14 protein-coding genes are annotated in these 19,725 nt (G+C 72.2%); 6 read left to right on the forward strand and 8 right to left on the reverse strand.

The window, feature by feature from the left end:
* Window positions 1–50: 50 nt before the first annotated feature.
* Window positions 51–686 (reverse strand): DsbA family protein, encoded by a 636-nt coding sequence (locus ACH4MY_RS01975; RefSeq protein ID WP_397996141.1) that lies wholly within the window; start codon window positions 684–686, stop codon window positions 51–53.
* 164 nt (window positions 687–850) lie between these two features.
* Between ACH4MY_RS01975 and pepN (ACH4MY_RS01980) the strand changes: the two genes are divergently transcribed.
* The gene (gene pepN / locus ACH4MY_RS01980) at window positions 851–3,412 is read left to right on the forward strand and encodes an aminopeptidase N (RefSeq protein ID WP_397996144.1); all 2,562 of its coding nucleotides are present in this window, start codon (window positions 851–853) and stop codon (window positions 3,410–3,412) included.
* 182 nt (window positions 3,413–3,594) lie between these two features.
* Entirely contained in the window at window positions 3,595–4,599 is a 1,005-nt protein-coding gene (locus ACH4MY_RS01985; RefSeq protein ID WP_397996147.1) for a hypothetical protein, read from the forward strand.
* Window positions 4,600–4,615: 16 nt separating this feature from the next.
* Here ACH4MY_RS01985 and ACH4MY_RS01990 read toward each other — a convergent pair whose 3' ends face one another.
* From ACH4MY_RS01990 to ACH4MY_RS02010, 5 genes are all read right to left on the reverse strand, one after another.
* Window positions 4,616–5,758: a serine hydrolase domain-containing protein gene (locus tag ACH4MY_RS01990; protein WP_397996150.1), complete on the reverse strand. Its 1,143-nt coding sequence runs from the start codon at window positions 5,756–5,758 to the stop codon at window positions 4,616–4,618.
* A 100-nt stretch (window positions 5,759–5,858) separates the two neighbouring features.
* Entirely contained in the window at window positions 5,859–6,326 is a 468-nt protein-coding gene (locus ACH4MY_RS01995; protein ID WP_397996153.1) for an NUDIX hydrolase, read from the reverse strand.
* A 9-nt stretch (window positions 6,327–6,335) separates the two neighbouring features.
* Window positions 6,336–6,959 carry an HPP family protein gene (locus tag ACH4MY_RS02000; protein WP_397996155.1) on the reverse strand — a complete coding sequence of 208 codons (624 nt, stop codon included), beginning with the start codon at window positions 6,957–6,959 and terminating at the stop codon, window positions 6,336–6,338.
* A 58-nt stretch (window positions 6,960–7,017) separates the two neighbouring features.
* Window positions 7,018–7,923: a pyridoxamine 5'-phosphate oxidase family protein gene (locus ACH4MY_RS02005; protein ID WP_397996158.1), complete on the reverse strand. Its 906-nt coding sequence runs from the start codon at window positions 7,921–7,923 to the stop codon at window positions 7,018–7,020.
* A gap of 109 nt (window positions 7,924–8,032) precedes the next feature.
* Window positions 8,033–8,488 (reverse strand): VOC family protein, encoded by a 456-nt coding sequence (locus ACH4MY_RS02010; protein WP_397996161.1) that lies wholly within the window; start codon window positions 8,486–8,488, stop codon window positions 8,033–8,035.
* A 132-nt stretch (window positions 8,489–8,620) separates the two neighbouring features.
* Between ACH4MY_RS02010 and ACH4MY_RS02015 the strand changes: the two genes are divergently transcribed.
* The 4 genes from ACH4MY_RS02015 to pepN (ACH4MY_RS02030) all read left to right on the forward strand — a co-directional run bounded on the left by ACH4MY_RS02015 (window position 8,621) and on the right by pepN (ACH4MY_RS02030) (window position 16,576).
* Complete coding sequence (locus ACH4MY_RS02015; protein WP_397996164.1) at window positions 8,621–9,163, forward strand: CGNR zinc finger domain-containing protein; 543 nt, start codon at window positions 8,621–8,623, stop codon at window positions 9,161–9,163.
* Between the two features lie 175 nt (window positions 9,164–9,338).
* Window positions 9,339–12,659, forward strand: coding sequence for a S8 family serine peptidase (locus ACH4MY_RS02020; protein ID WP_397996167.1), 3,321 nt, complete (start codon window positions 9,339–9,341; stop codon window positions 12,657–12,659).
* 154 nt (window positions 12,660–12,813) lie between these two features.
* Window positions 12,814–13,830 carry an aspartate-semialdehyde dehydrogenase gene (locus tag ACH4MY_RS02025; protein WP_397996170.1) on the forward strand — a complete coding sequence of 339 codons (1,017 nt, stop codon included), beginning with the start codon at window positions 12,814–12,816 and terminating at the stop codon, window positions 13,828–13,830.
* Between the two features lie 163 nt (window positions 13,831–13,993).
* Window positions 13,994–16,576: an aminopeptidase N gene (gene pepN, locus ACH4MY_RS02030; protein ID WP_397996173.1), complete on the forward strand. Its 2,583-nt coding sequence runs from the start codon at window positions 13,994–13,996 to the stop codon at window positions 16,574–16,576.
* Between the two features lie 121 nt (window positions 16,577–16,697).
* Here pepN (ACH4MY_RS02030) and ACH4MY_RS02035 read toward each other — a convergent pair whose 3' ends face one another.
* Both ACH4MY_RS02035 and alc read right to left on the reverse strand, forming a co-directional pair.
* The gene (locus ACH4MY_RS02035) at window positions 16,698–18,437 is read right to left on the reverse strand and encodes an FG-GAP-like repeat-containing protein (RefSeq protein ID WP_397996176.1); all 1,740 of its coding nucleotides are present in this window, start codon (window positions 18,435–18,437) and stop codon (window positions 16,698–16,700) included.
* Window positions 18,438–18,553: 116 nt separating this feature from the next.
* The gene (gene alc / locus ACH4MY_RS02040) at window positions 18,554–19,675 is read right to left on the reverse strand and encodes an allantoicase (protein ID WP_397996179.1); all 1,122 of its coding nucleotides are present in this window, start codon (window positions 19,673–19,675) and stop codon (window positions 18,554–18,556) included.
* Window positions 19,676–19,725: the final 50 nt, after the last annotated feature.

Raw genomic sequence — 19,725 nt, forward strand, 5'->3', positions numbered from 1 at the left:
ACGGCCCCCGCGGTGACGTGAACCGCGGGGGCCGTTCGCTCGCGCGCGGACTAGTGGAAGCTGGGGTCCGCCGTCCGGGTGCGCTTGATCTCGTAGAAGCCCGGCGTCGACGCCACGAGCAGGGTGCCGTCCCACAGCCGGGCCGCCGCCTCGCCGCGCGGGGTCGGGGTGACGACGGGACCGAAGAAGGCGACCTCGTCGCCGTCCGGGCCCGGCACCGCGATGACCGGGGTGCCGACGTCCTGGCCGACCTTCTCTATGCCCTCCGTGTGGGAGGCGCGCAGCTCGGTGTCGTACGTGTCCTTGTCGGCGTACTCGACCAGGTCCTCGGGCAGACCGACATCGGTCAGGGCGCCGACGATCGCCTCGCGGGTCGGGCCCTCGCCGTTGTTGTGGAAACGGGTGCCGAGCGCCGTGTAGAGCTTGCCGACGACCTCGTCGCCGTGCAGCTGCTGGGCGGCGACGACGACCCGGACGGGGCCCCAGGCCTTGGTCTCCAGCATCTCCCGGTACTCGACCGGGACCTCGTCGAGCCGGTTCTCGTTCAGCACGGCCAGGCTCATGACCTTCCAGCGCACGTCGACCGGGCGGACCTGCTCCACCTCCAGCATCCAGCGGGAGGTCATCCAGGCCCAGGGGCACAGCGGATCGAAGTAGAAGTCGGCGATGGTCCTGCTCTCGGACATGTCACTCCTCGGTACGGCCGTGGCGGAAAAGAAAAGGCGGAAAGAAGACGGTGGTGCGCCGAAAGGAGGGAACCCTCGGACGCCCGACGGCATTCCCGTGTCTCGGGTGACAGCTGCACATGGGAGGATCGGTGCTGTTTCGAACGCGCCACGAAGGAGTGACCGTGCCCGGTGAGAATCTGTCCCGCGACGAGGCCCACGAGCGGGCAGCGCTGCTGTCCGTCGACGGGTACGAGGTCGTCCTCGACCTGCGTTCCGCGGTCGGCGACTCCGACGAGGCGGTGCGCACCTTCCGCTCGGAGACCACGATCCGCTTCCGCCGCACCGGCGAGGGCACGAGCACGTTCGCGGACCTGATCGCCCCCTCCGTGACCGCGGTCACCCTCAACGGGCGCTCCCTCGACCCGGCGGTCGTCTTCGACGGCACACGGATCGCGCTCGACGGCCTCGCCGACGAGAACACCCTCGTGGTGGACGCGCGGTGCGCCTACAGCCGGACCGGCGAGGGCATGCACCGCTTCGTCGACCCGGAAGACGGCGAGGTCTACCTCTACACGCAGTACGAGCCGGCCGACGCCCGCCGGGTGTACGCCACCTTCGAGCAGCCCGACCTCAAGGCCCCGCACCTCTTCTCGGTGACCGCGCCCGAGGGCTGGACGGTCTGGTCGAACGGCGCGGGCGAGCAGGACGCCGAGGGCGTGTGGCGGTTCGCCGTGACGGCGCCGATCTCCACGTACATCACCTGTGTCGTCGCGGGCCCGTACCACTACGTCACGGACACGTACACGCGCACGCTGGCCGACGGGACCGAGCTGGAGATCCCGCTCGGCGCGATGTGCCGCAAGGGCCTCGCCAAGCACTTCGACGCGGACGACGTCTTCCTGATCACCAAGCAGGGCTTCGACTTCTTCCACGACAACTTCGACTACCCGTACCCCTTCGGGAAGTACGACCAGGCCTTCGTCCCCGAGTACAACCTCGGCGCGATGGAGAACCCGGGCATGGTGACCTTCCGCGAGGAGTACATCTACCGGGGCAAGGTGACGCAGGCGGCGTACGAGCGCCGGGCCAACGTCATCCTGCACGAGATGGCCCACATGTGGTTCGGCGACCTCGTCACCATGGTGTGGTGGGACGACCTGTGGCTGAAGGAGTCCTTCGCGGACTTCATGGGCTCGTTCTCGCTGGCCGAGGCGACCCGCTTCACCAACAGCTGGGTGACCTTCGCCAACAACCGCAAGGCCTGGGCGTACCGCGCCGACCAGCTGCCGTCCACGCATCCGATCACGGCCGACATCCGTGACCTGGAGGCCGCCAAGCTCAACTTCGACGGCATCACGTACGCCAAGGGCGCGTCGGTGCTCAAGCAGCTGGTCGCCTACGCGGGCCGGGACGCGTTCCTGGAGGGCGCGCGCCGCTACTTCAAGCGCCACGCCTACGGGAACACGCGGCTCGCCGACCTCCTCACGATCCTGGAGGAGACCTCGGGCCGCGACATGAAGGCCTGGGCGAAGTCCTGGCTGCAGACCTCCGGCGTGAACACCCTGACGCCGGCCGTCACCTACGACGCGGAGGGCCGGATCACCGAGCTCGCCGTCCTCCAGGAGGGCGACGAGCTCCGCCCGCACCGCGCCGCCGTCGGCCTCTACCGGCTCTCCGACGGGGAGCTCGTCCGGTACGCGCGGGCCGAGGCCGACATCACCGGGTCCCGGACCGTCGTCGACGACCTGGCGGGCGAGGAGAAGCCCGACCTCGTCCTCGTCAACGACGACGACCTCACCTACTGCAAGGTCCGCTTCGACGAGGGCTCGCTCGCCACCCTGCGCGCGCACCTCGGCGACATCACCGACCCGCTCGCCCGCGCCCTCTGCTGGTCGGCGCTGTGGAGCCTGACCCGCGACGGGCTGATGCCCGCCCGGGACTTCGTCGCCGTCGTGCTGGCCTTCGCGGGCCGCGAGACCGACATCGGCGTCCTCCAGATGGTGCACGCCTGGGCCAAGTCGGCGGTCACGCTCTACGCGGCCCCCGAGTGGCGCGAGGAGGGCGGGCGGCAGGCCGCCGAGGGCGCCCTGCGCGAGCTGCGGGTGGCCGAGCCGGGCAGCGAGCACCAGTTGACCTGGGCGCGCTTCTTCGCCGCGACGGCCTCCTCCGAGGCCGACCTCCAGCTCCTGGAGGGGCTGCTCGACGGCACGGCGAGGATCGACGGGCTCGACGTCGACCAGGAGTTGCGCTGGTCGCTGCTCTCGCCGCTGGCCGTGCACGGCCGCGCGGACGAGGCGCGGATCGGCGAGGAGCTGGCCCGGGACGACACCGCGACCGGCAAGCGCCACCAGATCCGCTGCCTGGCCTCGCGGCCCTCGGCGGCCGTCAAGGCGCAGGCCTGGGCGCAGGTCGTCGAGTCGGACACCCTGTCGAACGCGCTGGTCGAGGCGACCATCGCGGGCTTCGTCCAGCCCTCGCAGCGTGAGCTGATCGCCCCGTACACCGAGAAGTACTTCGCCGTGATCGAGCGGCTGTGGGCCGAGCGGTCGATCCAGATCGGCATGGACGTCGTCCGGGGCCTGTTCCCCGGGCTCCAGGACGACGAGGCGACGCTGGCCGCCACGGACGCCTGGCTGTCGGCGCACGAGACGGCCGCGCCGGCGCTGCGCCGCCTGGTCCTCGAGTCGCGCGACGACCTGGCGCGGGCGCTGCGGGCGCAGGCCTGCGACCGCCTGGCCGCCTGAGACACCCACCGACGACGGGGGGCGCGGGCTTCGGCCCGCGGCCCCCGTCGGGCTTTCCGGACCTCTTGCGCGCGCCCTTCATCGGCACTCGAACGCGCGTACTTTAGGGCGAGCTTGTCCCCAATTGTCGACGAGCGTGTAACAGAGGTTAGGGGAGCCTTCGGGGGCGGAAGACCCCCGGCATGAACCACAACACCCCCATCACCCCCCTCCCCCTCCCCGTCGCCCCCCGCACCACGGGTACGCAACGCCTGGCGTCCGCCGACCAGTTGAGGGCCCAGGGCATCCCCGCCGGTGAGGTCGCGGCCCGCTGCCGACCCGGCGCCTGGCAGCAGCTCCTTCCCGGCGTCTTCCTCCTCCAGCCGGGGCCGCCCACCAGCGAGGACCGGCTGCACGCCGCACTGCTCTACGCCCGCAGGACGGGGGCCGTCCCCCCGCAGGGCCCCGACGCGATGATCACCGGCCTCGCCGCCCTGACCCTGCACCGCTTCTCCTCCGCTCCCCCGCTCACCACCCTGGACCGGATCGACGTCCTGGTGCCGCGCACCCGGCGGCTGCGCTCGACCGGCTGGGTGCGGGTGGTGCGCGCCGTCGAGTCCCCCGAGCCGGCCGAGCTGACCGGAGTCCCCGTCGCCCCGGTGGCCCGCGCCGTCGCCGACGCGGTGTCCGGGCTCACGGACGCGGAGACCGTACGCCGGCTGCTCACCGAGGCGGTCCGCGGCGGGCACTGCGAACCGGGCTCGGTGGTACGCGAGTTGAGCCGCGCGCGGCTGCTCACCCGGCCACACGTGGTGGACGCGGTGGACGCGCTGCTCGCCGAGGGGCGCTCGCTCTCCGAGGAGCGGCTGTACGAGATGGTGCGCGAGTTCGCCCTGCCGGACCCGCTGTGGAACGTGGACCTGCGGCTGCCGGGCGGCCCCCACCTGGGCGGGGTGGACGCCTACTGGCCCGACCAGGCGGTCGCCGTCGAGCTGGACACCCGGGCGCCGCGACAAGAGGACGACGCGCTCTGGTCCGAGTACACCCGCAAGCGGGAGCACCTGGAGCGGCTCGGCATCACGGTCGTCCACCTCACCCCGCGCAAGCTGCGCGAGGCGATGGACCAGCAGGCCACCGTGGTGCGTACGGCCCTGATGGCCGCGCCCGACCGGCAGCCCGCCGCGTACGTCGTCGTCCTGCCGCGGTGAGGCGGCCTGCCGGGGGCTACTCCTTGGGGGCCGTGCCGCAGTACTCGGCCTCCACGACCGACATGCTGTCGCCCGTCCAGTCGGCGTTGAAGTTCAGGGCGAGCGAGTGCCGGCCGTCCTTGGTGGTCACGGCCTCGGAGGAGGAGCCGTGGATGCCGCCGCCGTGACCCCAGACCTCCTTGCCGCAGCTCAGCCGGATCTGCATCACTCCGAGGCCGTACCGGATCGAGGGGTCCATCCGGCCGGCGGCCACCGTGGTGGTCAGCTCCCGCTGCTCGGCCTTCGGGAGCAGGCGGCCCGTGAGCAGCGCACGGTAGAAGGTCTGCAGGTCGCGCGAGTCGGAGATCATCTCGCCGGCCGCGGAGGCGATGGTGGGGCTGAGCTCGCTGACGTCGTGGACCGGCGCGCCCGGATCGGCGGAGAGGGTGGACCAGGCGGGGGAGCTCGGGTTCGGCATCGTCACGTCGGTGCCGGGGACACTCGTGGCGCGGAGTTTGAGCGGCTTGATGATGCGGTTCTCGACCGCCTTGCCGTAGGGGCGGCCGGTGACCTTCTCGATCACCATGCCGGCGAGCACGTAGTTGGTGTTGGAGTAGTTCCAGTCGGTGCCGGGGGCGAAGTCCGGCGCGTGGGTCATGGCGATGTCGACGAGCTGCCGCGGGGTCCAGCGGTCGTAGCGGTGCTCCAGGAAGCCGGGGCCGAAGATCTTCGCCTGGAAGCCGGGGTCGGCGGTGACGCTGTAGACGCCGCTGGTGTGGTTGAGCAGCTGGCGGACGCTGATCTCGCGGCCGTCGTGGCCGTTGCCCCGGACGACACCGGGCAGCCACTTCTCGACCGGGTCGTCGAGGTCGAGCCGGCCCTCGGCCTGGAGCTGGAGGAGGACGGTGGCGACGAAGGTCTTGGTGATGGAGCCGACCCGGAAGCGGTCGTTCCCCCGGCGCTCGCCGGCGGTGCCGGTCCAGCCGCCCCGTCCGTCCCGCGCCTGGGCGACGACACCGGGGACACCGGCGTCGACCGCGGCCCGGAGCGCCTGCTGGGTGGCCGCGTGGTCCCGCTTCGCCGGTGCGGCGGCGAGGGCGGGGGTGGCGAGGGCCGTCGCGGTGAGCCCCGCGACCAGGGCGGCGGCGAGGACGGTGCGGGTCGTGCGTACGGCTGACATGCGGGCTCCCCTGTGATTCTGCTGTGCGTGTACTGCGGTCGGCGGGGAGGACCGCGGGGCCCGCGGGGTGGTTGAGCGGGTTGCGCCGGTTGAGCGCTTTTCAGCCGTTCGACGGATCGGCGAGCCGGGAGCGGCCGACCGGGGGCCGCTCGCGCCACAGGTCGAGGCCGATGTCGACGAGTTCCACGCGTTCCAGACCGGGGACGGCGTCGAGCGGGTACCAGGCGGCGAGATCCGTGGAACCGCCGGTCTCGTTGCGCAGCGCACCCCCGGTGACCTGCACCTCGTAGATGATCCGCAGCCCCTGGAAGTCTCCGGGGCCCGCGAGGCGGCGCAGCCACGAACGGCGGATGGAGTCGATGCCGAGAAGGGCGGTGGGTTCGGTGAGGTAGCCCGTCTCCTCCTCCACCTCGCGGACCACGGTCCGCACCGGCTCCTCGCCGTGGTCCATGCCGCCGCCCGGCAGGGTCCACCGCCTGGTGCCGTCGCCAGCCACCCAGCGGGCCAGCAGCACCTGCCCGTCCCGTACGCACACGGCGTAGGCCGCCACCCTCAACTCCTGCTTCATGAGCCGAGGTTAGAACCAGTACGTGGGGTACGTCCGGCCCGTCGCACGGGCCGCCCCGAGACCGACGGCGACCAGGACGGCACAGGCGAGGGCGAGAAGGCCGAGAAACAACCAGAACGGCGGGGACTGGAGGGCCACGATCACGGCGGTCGCCGCGGCGGGCGAGTGCGGGGTACGGGCCAGCATCATCACGCCCAGGGCGAGGCCGCCCGCGACGGCGGCGGTCCAGAAGCCGGGACCGGCCGCCGCGAGGACGGCGAAGCCGGTGAGGGCGGAGAGCAGCTGACCGCCGACGACCGAGCGCGGCTGGGAGAGCGGCAGGTCGGGGGCGCCCGCGACCAGGGCCATGCTCGCGGCGAGCGGCGGGATGAGCAGGGGCTGGTCGAGGACGGTCCCGACGGCGACCAGGATGAGGAGCGCGGCGACACTGCCGGCGGTGGAGAGGAGCAGGATCCGGGGGCGGGGACGCGGGGGCGGTCCCGGACGGCGGGCGGGGGCGGCTCCGGGAGCATTGCCGACTGGAGTGCCGGCTGGGGTGCCGGCGGCCGGGGTGGTTCCGGCGGGGCCCGGGGGCGCAACCGTCGCGGTTCCGGTGACGGGCAGGGTGGTGTCGGGGGCCGGGGTGGTGGTCACGGGGTCCTCGGGGTGTCGTCGGGCGGGCGGAGGCGTACGGGGTACGGCGCCGTGGCGGTCAGGCCGCGATCGGGTTGGCCGGTGAGTACTCCGGGGCCGACCAGCGCAGAGGGCTGCCGGCCGGGGTCTCGGCCGTGCGCTCGATACGGAAGCGGGTGACGCGTCCCTCGGGACCGTACTCGGTGTGGGCGAGGCCGCTGAGCTGCAGGGTCGTCCCGGTCTCCCAGTCGAGGAAGAGCAGACCGGCCCGGCCGTCCGCCTCCAGGTTGCCCAGGGTCAGGAACATCGCGTTGCCGGGGTAGTCGCGCCAGCTGAGCTCCCGGGGCGCGTCGACCCGGACGAAACCGGGGTTGCCGCCGCGATGGCTGGTGTCCACGCCGTCGGGGGCGGCGCTGGCCACGAAGAAGGTGTCGGCGGCACGGACGCGGCGCACCTGGTCGGGGCTCAGCACCTCGCCGTGCCGCACGGCGCCGGTCTCGGAGCGGGCGGGATCGGAGCCGTACCACTCCCGCTTCTGGAGGTATTTCGGGCAGTTGGAGAAGACCTGTTCGGCCTCGATCGTGAAGCCGCGCGCACTGGGGCGGGCGATGCCGTTGAGGCGCATCCGGCGACGGGTGCGGGGATCGAGGGCGAGGGTGCCGACGGGGGTGCCCTCGGCGGTGATCGCGCCGGCGAGCGGGTCGTGGGCGGGGACGCCGCCGGCGACCGAGACGCTGTGCGGGCCGGTGGCGCGGGCGAAGCCGGGCGTGCCGGTGAGGAGGGCGGCCCAGACGCGGCCCGCGAGGTCCGCCGCGCCGATCATCAGCATCGGCTGGGCCTCCAGGAAGGCGGCGGCGACGGGGCGGATGCCGGGGGTGATGGAGCGGCCCACGTGCTCGGCGAGGTCCTGGACGCCGAGGCGGGTCTGCACGGTGAGGGAGCCTTCGTGGTAGGCGGGGACGGGGTGCGTGGACCGGGTGCTCATCGGGTCCTCCTTCGGGTACGGGGCGGGGTGCGGGCCCCGGCGCGGGGGTGTTCCGGGTCGTGCCCACGCCCGCACCGCTGTCCGGCTGTCCGGCTGTCCGGCTGTCCGGCTAGAAGAAGCCGCAGGTGGGGGCCGACTCCGAGGGGGCCTCGGCGCCCTCCGTGCCCCGGGGGACCGAGATCTCCAGGCGGGTGCCGTCGGGGTCGTGGAAGAAGATGCCGCCGGAGGCCGCGCCCTCGCGGTGGGCCACGACGCCCTCGTACGCGAAGGCGGCGCCGCGGGCGGTGAGCGCGGCCTCGGCGGCCCGGACGCGGTCGAGGGACTCCGCCTCGAAGGCGAGGTGGTGGAGGCCGGCGCGGGCGGGGGCGTAGGAGTCGTCGGCCTGCTGCCAGAGGGTGAGGACCAGTCGGCCGTCCTGTCCGAGGAAGGCGAAGCGGCTGTCCCCCTCCTCGCCCTTGCCGAGGGCCTCGAAGCCGAGGACCTCGCCGTAGAAGGCGAGCGAGCGGTCGAGGTCGGTGACGTTGAGGCCGACGTGGTGGGTGGCGAGCGTGCCGATCGCGGTCATGGCGGTTCTCTCCCTGGCGTGGCCGGCCCACCTTGGGCTAACCTCTTAATTCGACTTTAGAGGTTAGACGCGGAGGGCGTCAACCGCTCACGTACTCTTGAGGGGTTAGTTCACCGAGGAGGGTTCACCGCCATGACCGCCATCGACCCACGGCCGCTCACCGGCGAGCCCGTCTCCCTGGACCTCCTCAACACGCGCTGGAACGAGGAGGGCGTCCGCCAGGACCTGCTCACCGGGGTCGAGGGGCTCGCCGTCTGGCTCACCGCCAACGGCCTGGAGGAGCGGTTCGCCGCCGACGCCACCACCCTGCGCCACACCCTCGCCGCCCGGGACGCGCTCGCCGCGCTCGTCGACCGGCCCGGCGACCCGTCCGCCACCGCCCGCGTCGACGCCGTCCTCGGCCACGGCCGCATCCGGGCCACGCTCACCGCCGACGGCCCCGGCGAGCGACCCGAGTTCACGGACCCCGCCTGGGGTCCCGGCTGGACGGCCGCCCGCGACTACCTCGATCTGCTGCGCAGCGCCCCGGACCGCATCCGGGCCTGCGCCCACGAGGCGTGCATCCTGCACTTCTTCGACACCTCGCGGAACGGCACGCGCCGCTGGTGCTCGATGGCGATCTGCGGCAACCGCGCCAAGGCCTCGCGCCACTACGCCCGGACGAAGGAGAGCTGACATCCCGGTTGGGGTGGTTTCGTCCCCGATGACGCAACGGGCGCGCTGGCGGGTTTGTGCCGCGGCGTAAACCCGGTCACCGGCAACTCTCCACAAACCCCTGTCATTTGCGAAAGGCTGAGCGGTCTTCCGGCACCGATATCCGGACCCTCTTCTTTCACAAACAGGGATGCTCATGACCACACCCGAAACTGGGAGCGCCATACCCGGGCGCTCGGCACACGGGCACAGACGTGCGGCGCGCATCGCGGCCGCCGCGGGACTCGTCGCCGCGCTCGTCGCGACCGGCTCCGCGCCCGTGCTCGCCGCCGACGACCCGGCGGTCACTCCCCCGGTCAAGGCCTCGGACTCCGCCGACAAGCTCGGCGCCATCGACGCCCAGCGGCTCACCGAGGCGCAGGTCGGCGGCCAGAAGAACGTGACCGTCCTCGTCGCCACCGCCCCCGGTGCCACCGAGCAGGTCGCCGCCCAGCTGGACGCCGTCGCCGGCGCCTCGGTCGGCAAGCAGCAGGACGCGCTCGGCTACGTCCGCGCCACCCTGCCGACCGCCAAGGCCGAGGCCGCCATCAAGGCCGCCACGAAGCTCTCCTCCGTCCAGTCCGTCGACCTCCAGGCCGAGATCCCCCTGGACGACCCGACGCCGGACGCGGGCGCCGCGACGGGTGCCGTCACCGGCACCACCGTCACCACGACGTACCCGGCCCCGGGCCGCGACACGCCGGCGAAGAACCCGTACAACCCCTCCCACGAGACGGGCGCGGTCGACTTCGTCAAGGATCACCCGAAGGCCGACGGCCGCGGTGTGACCATCGGCATCCTGGACTCCGGTGTCGACCTGGGCCACCCGGCCCTGCAGAAGACCACCACCGGCGAGCGCAAGATCGTCGACTGGGTCACCGCCACCGACCCGCTGACCGAGAGCGACGCCACCTGGCGCGCCCAGATCACCCCGGTCACCGGCCCCGTCTTCACCGCCTCCACGCAGAGCTGGACGGCCCCGGCGGGCTCGTACCAGTTCAGCCGCTTCACCGAGGCGGTCACCGCGGGCGGCGACCCGAAGGGCGACATCAACCGGGACGGCGACACCACCGACGTCTTCGGCATGCTGTACGACCCGGCCGCCGGAACCGTCCGCGTGGACACCGACCAGAACAACGACTTCACGGACAACGCGCCGATGAAGCCGTACAAGGCCGGTTTCCAGATCGGGTACTTCGGCACCGACAACCCGGCCACCGAGGTCGTCGAGAAGACCCCGTTCGTCGTGGAGATCCGCAAGGACGTCCCGATGGACCCGATCGGCGGCGACTGGGTCGGCAAGAAGGCCGACTTCGTCAACATCGGTCTCGTCGAGTCCTCGCACGGCACCCACGTGGCCGGCATCACCGCCGCCAACGGCCTCTTCGGCGGCCGGATGAGCGGCGCCGCCCCCGGCGCGAAGATCGTCTCCGCACGCGCGTGCACCTGGACCGGCGGCTGCACCAACACCGCCCTCACCGAGGGCATGACGGACCTCGTCGTCAACCGCGGCGTCGACATCGTCAACATGTCGATCGGCGGCCTGCCGCAGCAGAACGACGGCGACAACGTCCGCTCGCGCCTCTACACCCGCCTGATCGACCAGTACGGCGTCCAGCTGGTCATCTCGGCCGGCAACGAGGGCCCCGGCATCAACACGATCGGCGACCCCGGCCTGGCCGACAAGGTCCTCTCGGTCGGCGCGGCCGTCTCCAAGGAGACCTGGGCCGCCAACTACGGCTCGGCCGTCACCAAGAAGTACGCAATGTTCCCCTTCTCCTCGCGCGGCCCGCGCGAGGACGGCGGCTTCACCCCGACGATCACCGCCCCCGGCTCGGCCGTGAACACCATCCCGACCTGGCTGCCGGGCGCCGGCGTCCCCGAGTCGGGCTACACGCTGCCCGCCGGTTACGGCATGCTCAACGGCACCTCGATGTCCTCGCCGCAGGCGGCGGGCGCGAGCGCGCTGCTGATCTCGGCCGCGAAGCAGCGGGGCATCAAGCTCTCCCCGCTCACCCTGCGGACCGCCCTGACCTCCACCGCGCAGCGCATCCCCGGTGTCGCCGCGCACGAGCAGGGCGCCGGCCTCATGGACATCGAGGAGGCCTGGGAGTCGATCAAGGACGGCGCCACGGCGCACGACTACAAGGTCGAGGCCCCGGTCGACACGCTGATCTTCCCGGCCCCGCACACCGGCACCGGTGTGTACGACCGTGAGGGCGGCCTCAAGGTCGGCCAGAAGCGCGTCTACGACGTCACCATCACGCGCACGAGCGGCCCGAACCGGCCGATCGAGCACGAGCTGGACCTCAAGTACAACGACGGCACCTTCCGCATCCTCGGCGACGACGAGATCGACCTGCCGCTGAACAAGCCGGTCACCGTCAAGCTCCAGGCCCGCGCCGCCACCGCCGGTGCGCACAGCGTCATCCTGGAGGCCGACGACGAGCGCACCGAGGGCGTCGACAAGCAGATCCTCGCCACCTCGATCGTCGCGAACGACCTGGTCTCCCCGGGCTACGGCTTCTCCGCCACCGGCTCGGTGCAGCGCAACAGCAGCACGTCCTACTTCGTCACCGTGCCCGCGGGCGCCAAGACGCTGGAGGTCGCGCTGAGCGGGCTGAAGGAGAAGAGCCAGACCCGGTTCATCTCGATCCACCCGGTCGGCGTGGGCATCGAGGACAGCGCCACCACCATGTGCTACCCGCACTACAACCCGGCCAACACCTGCCGCCCGGACCTGCGGTCCTACGCGGACCCGACGCCCGGCGTCTGGGAGATCGAGGTCGAGTCCCGCCGTACGTCGCCGGACCTGGACAACCCGTACACCCTGGGCGTCTCCGTCCTCGGCGCCGACTTCGACCCGGCCGTGCAGACGGTTCCCGAGGCGAAGATCGGCACCCCGGCCGCGGTCCAGTGGACGGTCACCAACCGCTTCGCGGGCATCGAGGGCACGCTCAAGGGCGGCTCCCTCGGCTCGCAGAAGACCGAGACGCCGACCATCCAGCACCACGAGACGCACACCCGGACCGTCACCGTCGGCGAGGGCGTGGAGCGGCTCGACATCGGGATCGGCAACACCTCCGACCGGGCCGCCGACCTCGACCTCACCGTTCTCCTGAACGGCAAGCAGGTCGGCCAGTCGGCGGACGGCGACTCGGAGGAGTCCGTCTCCCTGCTGAAGCCGGCCGCGGGCACGTACACCGTCGTCATCGACGGCTACTCGGTCCAGGCCGCGGGCGGCACCACGTACGACTACAAGGACGTGTACTACTCGTCCGCGCTCGGCACCGTGAAGGTCGACGGCTCGAAGCCGGTCAAGCTGGCCAACGGCGCGTCCGCCCCGGTGGCGGCCGAGGTCCTGGTCGCCGGCGCCGCTCCCGAGGGACGCCAGTTCTTCGGCGAGGTGCAGCTGGTCAACAGCCGCGGCACCGTCGCGGGCACCGGCAGCGTCGTGATCGGCGCGGTCACCCCGTGACACCCTGTAGCACCAGGTGAGTGAGGGGCGGGTCCCGGAACCGGGGCCCGCCCCTTTCGTGTCCCGACCCTTGGACAATGGATTGGACAAGGTGGCACGGGACATACGCATCATGGACCGGCAGCAGCCTGCACATACGTACGGAGGAGTCCCCGTGAAGGTCGGAATCGTCGGAGCCACCGGTCAGGTCGGCACAGTCATGCGCAGCATCCTGGCCGAGCGCGAGTTCCCGCTCGACGAGCTGCGGCTCTTCGCCTCCGCCCGCTCCGCCGGCACCGTCGTGGACGGTGTCACGGTCGAGGACGCCTCCACGGCCGACTACACCGGCCTGGACATCGTGCTCTTCTCCGCCGGCGGCGCCACCTCCAAGGCCCTCGCCGAGAAGGTCGCCTCCCAGGGCGCCGTCGTGATCGACAACTCCTCCGCCTGGCGCCGCGACCCCGAGGTCCCGCTGGTCGTCTCCGAGGTCAACCCGCACGCGATCAAGGACCGCCCCAAGGGCATCATCGCCAACCCGAACTGCACCACGATGGCCGCCATGCCGGTCCTCAAGCCGCTCCACCAGGAGGCCGGCCTCACCGCGCTGATCGCCACCACCTACCAGGCCGTCTCCGGCTCGGGCGTGGCCGGTGTCGCCGAGCTGCGCACGCAGGCCTGTGCCGTGGCCGAGACCGCCGATCAGCTGGCGTTCGACGGCGAGGCCGTCGAGTTCCCCGAGCCCGCCGTCTACAAGCGTCCGATCGCGTTCAACGTGGTCCCGCTGGCCGGCTCGATCGTGGACGACGGCTCCTTCGAGACCGACGAGGAGCAGAAGCTCCGCAACGAGTCCCGCAAGATCCTGGAGATCCCCGGGCTCAAGGTCTCGGGCACCTGCGTGCGCGTCCCGGTCTTCTCCGGCCACTCCCTCCAGGTGAACGTCCGCTTCGAGCGCCCGATCAGCGTCGAGCGCGCCTACGAGCTGCTCAAGGACGCCGAGGGGGTCGTGCTCTCCGAGATCCCGACCCCGCTCCAGGCGGCCGGCAAGGACGCCTCGTACGTGGGCCGTATCCGTGTGGACGAGACCGTCGACAACGGTCTGGCGCTCTTCCTCTCCAACGACAACCTGCGCAAGGGCGCGGCGCTGAACGCCGTGCAGATCGCGGAGCTGGTCGCGGCCGAGCTCAAGGGCTGACCCGTACGACCCCCAGGAGGGGCGGCGACCCGTTGCGGGGAGCCGCCCCTTCGGCGTGCCCGGGGCGCGGAGCTGCGGCGACGGGCCGGAAAATGTTCCGTGCGCCGCCGAGCCGGCCCGTGGAAGGATGGCCCAAACGTCACGAAACCGAGGAGTTGACCGGGTGCCTGGCACAAACCTGACCCGTGAAGAGGCGCAGCAGCGGGCGAAGCTGCTGACCGTGGACGCGTACGAGGTCGAACTGGACCTCTCCGGTGCGCAGGAGGGCGGCACCTACCGGTCCGTCACCACCGTCCGCTTCGATTCCGCCGAGGCCGGTGCCTCGACCTTCATCGACCTCGTCGCGCCCGCCGTGCACGAGGTGATCCTGAACGACCGTGTGCTCGACGTCGCCGTCGTCTTCCGCGACTCGCGGATCGCGCTGCCCCACCTCGTCGAGGGCCGCAACGAGCTCAAGGTCGTCGCCGACTGCGCGTACACCAACACCGGTGAGGGTCTGCACCGGTTCGTCGACCCGGTCGACGACCAGGCCTATCTGTACACGCAGTTCGAGGTGCCGGACGCGCGTCGCGTCTTCGCCTCGTTCGAGCAGCCCGACCTCAAGGCGACCTTCCAGTTCACGGTGAAGGCGCCGAACGGCTGGTCGGTGATCTCCAACTCGCCGACGCCGGAGCCCAAGGACGACGTCTGGGTCTTCGAGCCGACGCCGCGGATCTCCACGTACATCACCGCGCTGATCGTCGGCCCGTACCACTCGGTGCACTCGTCGTACGAGAAGGACGGGCAGACGGTCCCGCTGGGCATCTACTGCCGTCCGTCGCTCGCCGAGTTCCTCGACGCGGACCACATCTTCGACGTCACGCGCCAGGGCTTCGACTGGTTCCAGGAGAAGTTCGCGTACGACTACCCGTTCGCGAAGTACGACCAGCTCTTCGTGCCGGAGTTCAACGCGGGCGCGATGGAGAACGCGGGCGCGGTCACCATCCGCGACCAGTACGTCTTCCGCTCCAAGGTGACGGACGCGGCGTACGAGCGGCGCGCCGAGACGATCCTGCACGAGCTCGCCCACATGTGGTTCGGCGACCTCGTGACCATGGAGTGGTGGAACGACCTCTGGCTGAACGAGTCGTTCGCCACCTACACCTCCGTCGCCTGCCAGGCCTCGGTGGCGGGCACCCGCTGGCCCAACGCCTGGACGACCTTCGCCAACGCGGAGAAGACCTGGGCCTACCGCCAGGACCAGCTGCCCTCCACGCACCCGATCATGGCCGAGATCAACGACCTGGAGGACGTGCTCGTCAACTTCGACGGGATCACGTACGCCAAGGGCGCGAGCGTCCTGAAGCAGCTCGTGGCCTACGTCGGCCAGGACGAGTTCTTCAAGGGCGTCCAGGCCTACTTCCAGGCCCACGCCTTCGGCAACACCCGCCTCTCCGACCTCCTCGGCGCGCTCGAGGAGACCTCCGGCCGCGACCTGAAGACCTGGTCGAAGGCATGGCTGGAGACCGCCGGCATCAACATCCTCCGCCCGGCGATCGAGACCGACGAGAACGGCGCCATCACCTCCTTCGCCGTCCGGCAGGAGGCCCCGGCCCTGCCCGCCGGCGCCAAGGGCGAGGCCGTCCTCCGCCCGCACCGGATCGCCATCGGCTTCTACGAGCTGGACGAGACCGGCAAGCTGGTCCGCACCGAGCGCCTCGAACTCGACATCGAGGCCGCCGGGCTGACCGCCGTACCGCAGTTCGTGGGCAAGCCCCGCCCGGCGGTCGTCCTCCTCAACGACGACGACCTGTCGTACGCCAAGGTCCGCCTCGACGAGGTGTCCCTGAAGAACGTCACCGCGCACCTCGGCGACTTCGCCGAGTCGCTGCCGCGCGCCCTGTGCTGGGCCTCGGCCTGGGACATGACCCGCGACGGCGAACTGGCCACCCGCGACTACCTGGAGCTCGTGCTCTCCGGTGTCGCCAAGGAATCCGACATCGGCATGGTCCAGTCGCTCCAGGGCCAGGTCAAGGCGGCCCTCGACCTGTACGCGGCGCCGGAGTGGCGCGAGGCCGGCCTGACCCGCTGGACCGAAGCGACGCTGGCGCACCTGCGGGCGGCCGAGCCGGCCGGCGACCACCAGCTGGCGTGGGCGCGCGCCTTCGCGGCGACCTCCCGCACCCCGCAGCAGCTCGACCTGCTGGCCGCCCTCCTGGAGGGCCGCGAGACGATCGAGGGCCTAGCGGTCGACACCGAGCTGCGCTGGGCCTTCGTGCAGCGGCTCGCGGCGACCGGCGTCTACGACGAGACGGAGATCGAGGCCGAGCTGGAGCGCGACCGCACGGCCGCGGGCGAGCGCCACGCGGCGACCGCGCGCGCGGCCCGCCCGACGGAGGCGGCGAAGGCGGAGGCCTGGACCGCGGTCGTCGAGGAGGACAAGCTGGCGAACGCCGTGCAGGAGGCCGTCATCGGCGGCTTCGTCCAGACCGATCAGCGCGAGCTGCTCGCCCCGTACACGGCGAAGTACTTCGCGTCGATCAAGGGCGTCTCGGAGACCCGCAGCCACGAGATCGTGCAGCAGATCGTGGTCGGCCTCTACCCGACGCTCCAGGTCTCGCAGGAGACGCTGGAGGCGACGGACGCCTGGATCTCCGAGCACAACCCGGCCCCGGCGCTGCGGCGTCTGGTGACGGAGTGCCGCGCGGGCGTCGAGCGCGCACTCCGCGCGCAGGCGGCGGACGCGGCCGCGGCCGCGGCCAAGTAGGCCGACGGGTGAGCGGCGGAGGGGCTCCGAACCATGTCGGTCCGGAGCCCCTTCGTCGTACCGGGGGGCGGTCCAGAGGATCGGCCCGGGGTCTTCATCCACGGACCGGCGGCCCCGAGGGTCAGCCCAGGGCCTTCATCCACTGCCAGCCGCCGGTGCCGATGGTGACCGGCGCGCCGAACCCGGTCGGGCCGCCCGGCAGGAACTCCAGGTTCTCGGCGGTGCCCGCGGTCCTGGTCGTCCACAGGTCCGGCGAGCCGTCGCCGTTCACGTCGCCGGACGTCACGACCAGGCGCCGGTCGGCCGGCGTCAGCGGGCCGCCGTCGAGGGTGCGGACCTCGACGAGCTCCTGGGTGCCCGCGGAGCGGTACTCCTTGACGGCGCCGGTGGCACGGTCGCGGGCCCAGAGATCGGCCCGGCGGTCGCGGTCGGCATCGCCCGGGGCGAGCACGTCGTACCCCGCCCACTCCGGCTTGCCGATCTTGACGGCGGCACGGGGGGCGAAGGTGGGCACACCGTCGACGGGGGCCGCGCCGCGGTGCAGCCACAGCCCGGTGACGCTCCTGGCGACGACGTCCGGCAGTCCGTCGCCGTCGACGTCCCCGACACTGACCGGGGTGACGCCGTCCGTCCAGCCGGTCGGCCGGCCGCCCATGGCGATGCGGGGGCCGAGCTCGCCGCTCCCGGTGTTGGGATAGACCCAGAGGGTGCCGCCGATCCGGGCGACGACGTCCTCACGGCCGTCGCCGGTCCAGTCGCCGCGGTGGCTGATCACCGCGTCGGCCCAGCCGCCGGTGCCGGTCTGGCGCTGGACGCCGACCCCGCCGCCGCCGATGCCGGAGTAGAGGCGAAGGTTGCCGTCGTCCTTGGCGGCCAGGAAGTCCGGGCGGCCGTCGCCGGTGAGGTCGCCCCCGGTGCCGGAGCCCGCCCGGGTCTCGGGGTGGGCGGCGGCGCGCAGCAGCTTGTGGTCGGAGAGCGGGGGCGTGCCCAGGGGCTCGGGTTCGATCGCGTCGGCGCGCACCGTGTGGAAGTCGCGGGAGCTGAGGAAGACATGGTCGAACTTCATGCCCTCGGCGGTGGTCGGCGCGCCCGAGTGGCAGGTGGCGACGTCGGCCTCGAGGCACGCGGCGGTGAAGTGGTCGCGGTCGTTCTCGTCGGCTTCGGCGAAGGGGCCGGTGCCGGGCGTGCCGTTGCGGATCGGGTCCAGCGTCGCGTCGTACGTCGCACCGGGGCCCGCGTTGAGGTCGCCGCCGAGGATCACCGGGATTCCGGCCGCCCAGGTGTCGATGTGGGCCATCACCTGGGAGGCGCCGTTGTCCGGGCGGATGTACTGGGCGAGGTGGGTGGTGCACAGCAGGGTGGTGCGGCCGTCGACGGGGGCGCGGGCGCAGAGCACCGAGCGCGCCTCCTCCCCGGTGGGCACCGTGAGCTGGGCCGTGTACTTCTGGACGGCCGGGGCCTTGACGAACAGGCCCTGGCCGAAGCCGGTGTCGGTGGTGGACCAGTGGGCGCAGCCGGAGGTGGCGGGCTTGGTGCTCGTCCACACGGGGGTGTAGCCGTGGCCGGCCAGCGCGGTGCGCAGCGCGTCCCACTGCCCGAAGCAGAGCTCCTGGAGCATGACGGCGTCCGCGTCCCAGTCCAGGACCTGGTCCCGTACCTTGGCGGTCCAGTCGGGGAGTTCCAGCGCGCTCCGGCAGGCGGAGGACTGGCCGCAGACGTTGTACGTGAGGGTGCGCACCGGCGGCGCGGTGACCGGGTCCACGGTGTCGGCCGCGGCCGCGGTCACCGTGCCGGCGAGCAGCGCCAGGACGGCGGTGAGCCGAACTCCCCAGCGCAGGGCGGTTCTTCGAAGGTGGGTCATTCGGATCAGCGTACTGATCGTCATGACGCGTAACGATCTTCGGGAGCCGGCCGTTGAGGTCCGCCCGGCGGGCGGGCGTCGGCGCGCTGCCGCGCCGCCGGGCGGAAGTCCGGGGGTCAGCCGCCGAGCGCCGTGAACCGGGCGCGGAGATCGGCCGCTCCCTGTTCCGTGAGCGCTCCGTGCAGCCGCATCCGGGCGACGCCGCCGTCGGGGAAGGCGTCGAGGCGGACGTGGGTGACGACGGCCTGGGCGGGCGGCTTGAAGCGGTGGAGGGTGTCGGGCTGGAGCCTGGTCCGGGGGATGATCTCGAACCACTCGCCCGTGTCGCCGTTACGGCCCTGGAGCGCGATCCAGCCGGCCGAGTTGCCCTTGAGGTAGGCGGTGTCGATCTCGACGGCGCGGACGGCGCCCTGGGCGGTGAGCCGGAAGCGCACCCAGTCGTTGGTGCCGCGCACCCGGCGGCGGCGGTTCTCCCAGCCGTCGTCCATCTTGCGGGAGGTGCCGGGCAGGATGATCTGGGTCGGCGAGGAGTAGAACTTGTCCGAGGCGTCCTCGTACGAACCGCCGTTGAGCACGGAGATCAGGTCGAGGGTGCCGAGCAGCTCCAGCCACTCGGGGTCGGGCACGACCTCGCCGTGGACGCGGAGGCGGGCGATGCCGCCGTCGGGGTGCTGGCAGACCCGGAGGTGGGTCCAGCGGCGCTCGGCGGTGATCGTGAAGCCGTTGGCGGCGTGGCCCCGGACGGGGGTCGGCGGGACCAGCTCCTCCCAGGCGGCGTCGAGCAGCTCCCGGGGGCTCGGCGAGCCCTCCACCGAGGTGGCCTGGATGCTCACCCGCTGCGGGTAGTTGCCGCGGAAGTGGGCGGTGTCGACGATGATCCCGCGGATCACGCCGGGGGCGCCGAGCCGGACGATCGCCCAGTCGTGGTCCTCCGGGGCGGGGAAGACGTTCTCGGCGTCGGCGCCGCGGCGTCGGCGGGTCTCCCAGCCGTCCATGATCTTGCCCTTGTGACCGAAGTGCTCCGGGTCGAAGACGGCCCGCTCGCGGACGAGGAGGTTCTCCCGCTCGGCGAAGAACTCGTCGTTCGCGGCGACGACCCCGGCGCCGAGCCTGCGGTCGGCGAGGTCGACCAGCTCGGTGAAGGGGAAGTCACCGGTGCGGTAGTCGGCGTAGGGGTCTCCGCCGGAGTAGGGGGCGGCGTCGTTGGCGTGCGGGTCCTGGCTCGGCTCGAAGGTCATGGCTCGACTGTGCGCCCGGGAGACCTGGTGGGTCCATCGAATGTTTTCGA

Origin of the sequence: Streptomyces sp. NPDC017246 (genome assembly GCF_044331325.1) — a bacterium.
Classification (GTDB): Bacteria; Actinomycetota; Actinomycetes; order Streptomycetales; family Streptomycetaceae; genus Streptomyces.

What these genes read in the sequence shown, in the direction of transcription:
- ACH4MY_RS02010 (WP_397996161.1), bottom strand. Translation starts at nt 8,488, where the DNA reads ATGACCGCGATCGGCACGCTCGCCACCCACCACGTCGGCCTCAACGTC.
- alc (WP_397996179.1), bottom strand. Translation starts at nt 19,675, where the DNA reads ATGACCTTCGAGCCGAGCCAGGACCCGCACGCCAACGACGCCGCCCCC.
- ACH4MY_RS01990 (WP_397996150.1), bottom strand. Translation starts at nt 5,758, where the DNA reads ATGTCAGCCGTACGCACGACCCGCACCGTCCTCGCCGCCGCCCTGGTC.
- ACH4MY_RS02035 (WP_397996176.1), bottom strand. Translation starts at nt 18,437, where the DNA reads ATGACCCACCTTCGAAGAACCGCCCTGCGCTGGGGAGTTCGGCTCACC.
- ACH4MY_RS01975 (WP_397996141.1), bottom strand. Translation starts at nt 686, where the DNA reads ATGTCCGAGAGCAGGACCATCGCCGACTTCTACTTCGATCCGCTGTGC.
- ACH4MY_RS02020 (WP_397996167.1), top strand. Translation starts at nt 9,339, where the DNA reads ATGACCACACCCGAAACTGGGAGCGCCATACCCGGGCGCTCGGCACAC.
- ACH4MY_RS02015 (WP_397996164.1), top strand. Translation starts at nt 8,621, where the DNA reads ATGACCGCCATCGACCCACGGCCGCTCACCGGCGAGCCCGTCTCCCTG.
- ACH4MY_RS02005 (WP_397996158.1), bottom strand. Translation starts at nt 7,923, where the DNA reads ATGAGCACCCGGTCCACGCACCCCGTCCCCGCCTACCACGAAGGCTCC.
- ACH4MY_RS01985 (WP_397996147.1), top strand. Translation starts at nt 3,595, where the DNA reads ATGAACCACAACACCCCCATCACCCCCCTCCCCCTCCCCGTCGCCCCC.
- ACH4MY_RS01995 (WP_397996153.1), bottom strand. Translation starts at nt 6,326, where the DNA reads ATGAAGCAGGAGTTGAGGGTGGCGGCCTACGCCGTGTGCGTACGGGAC.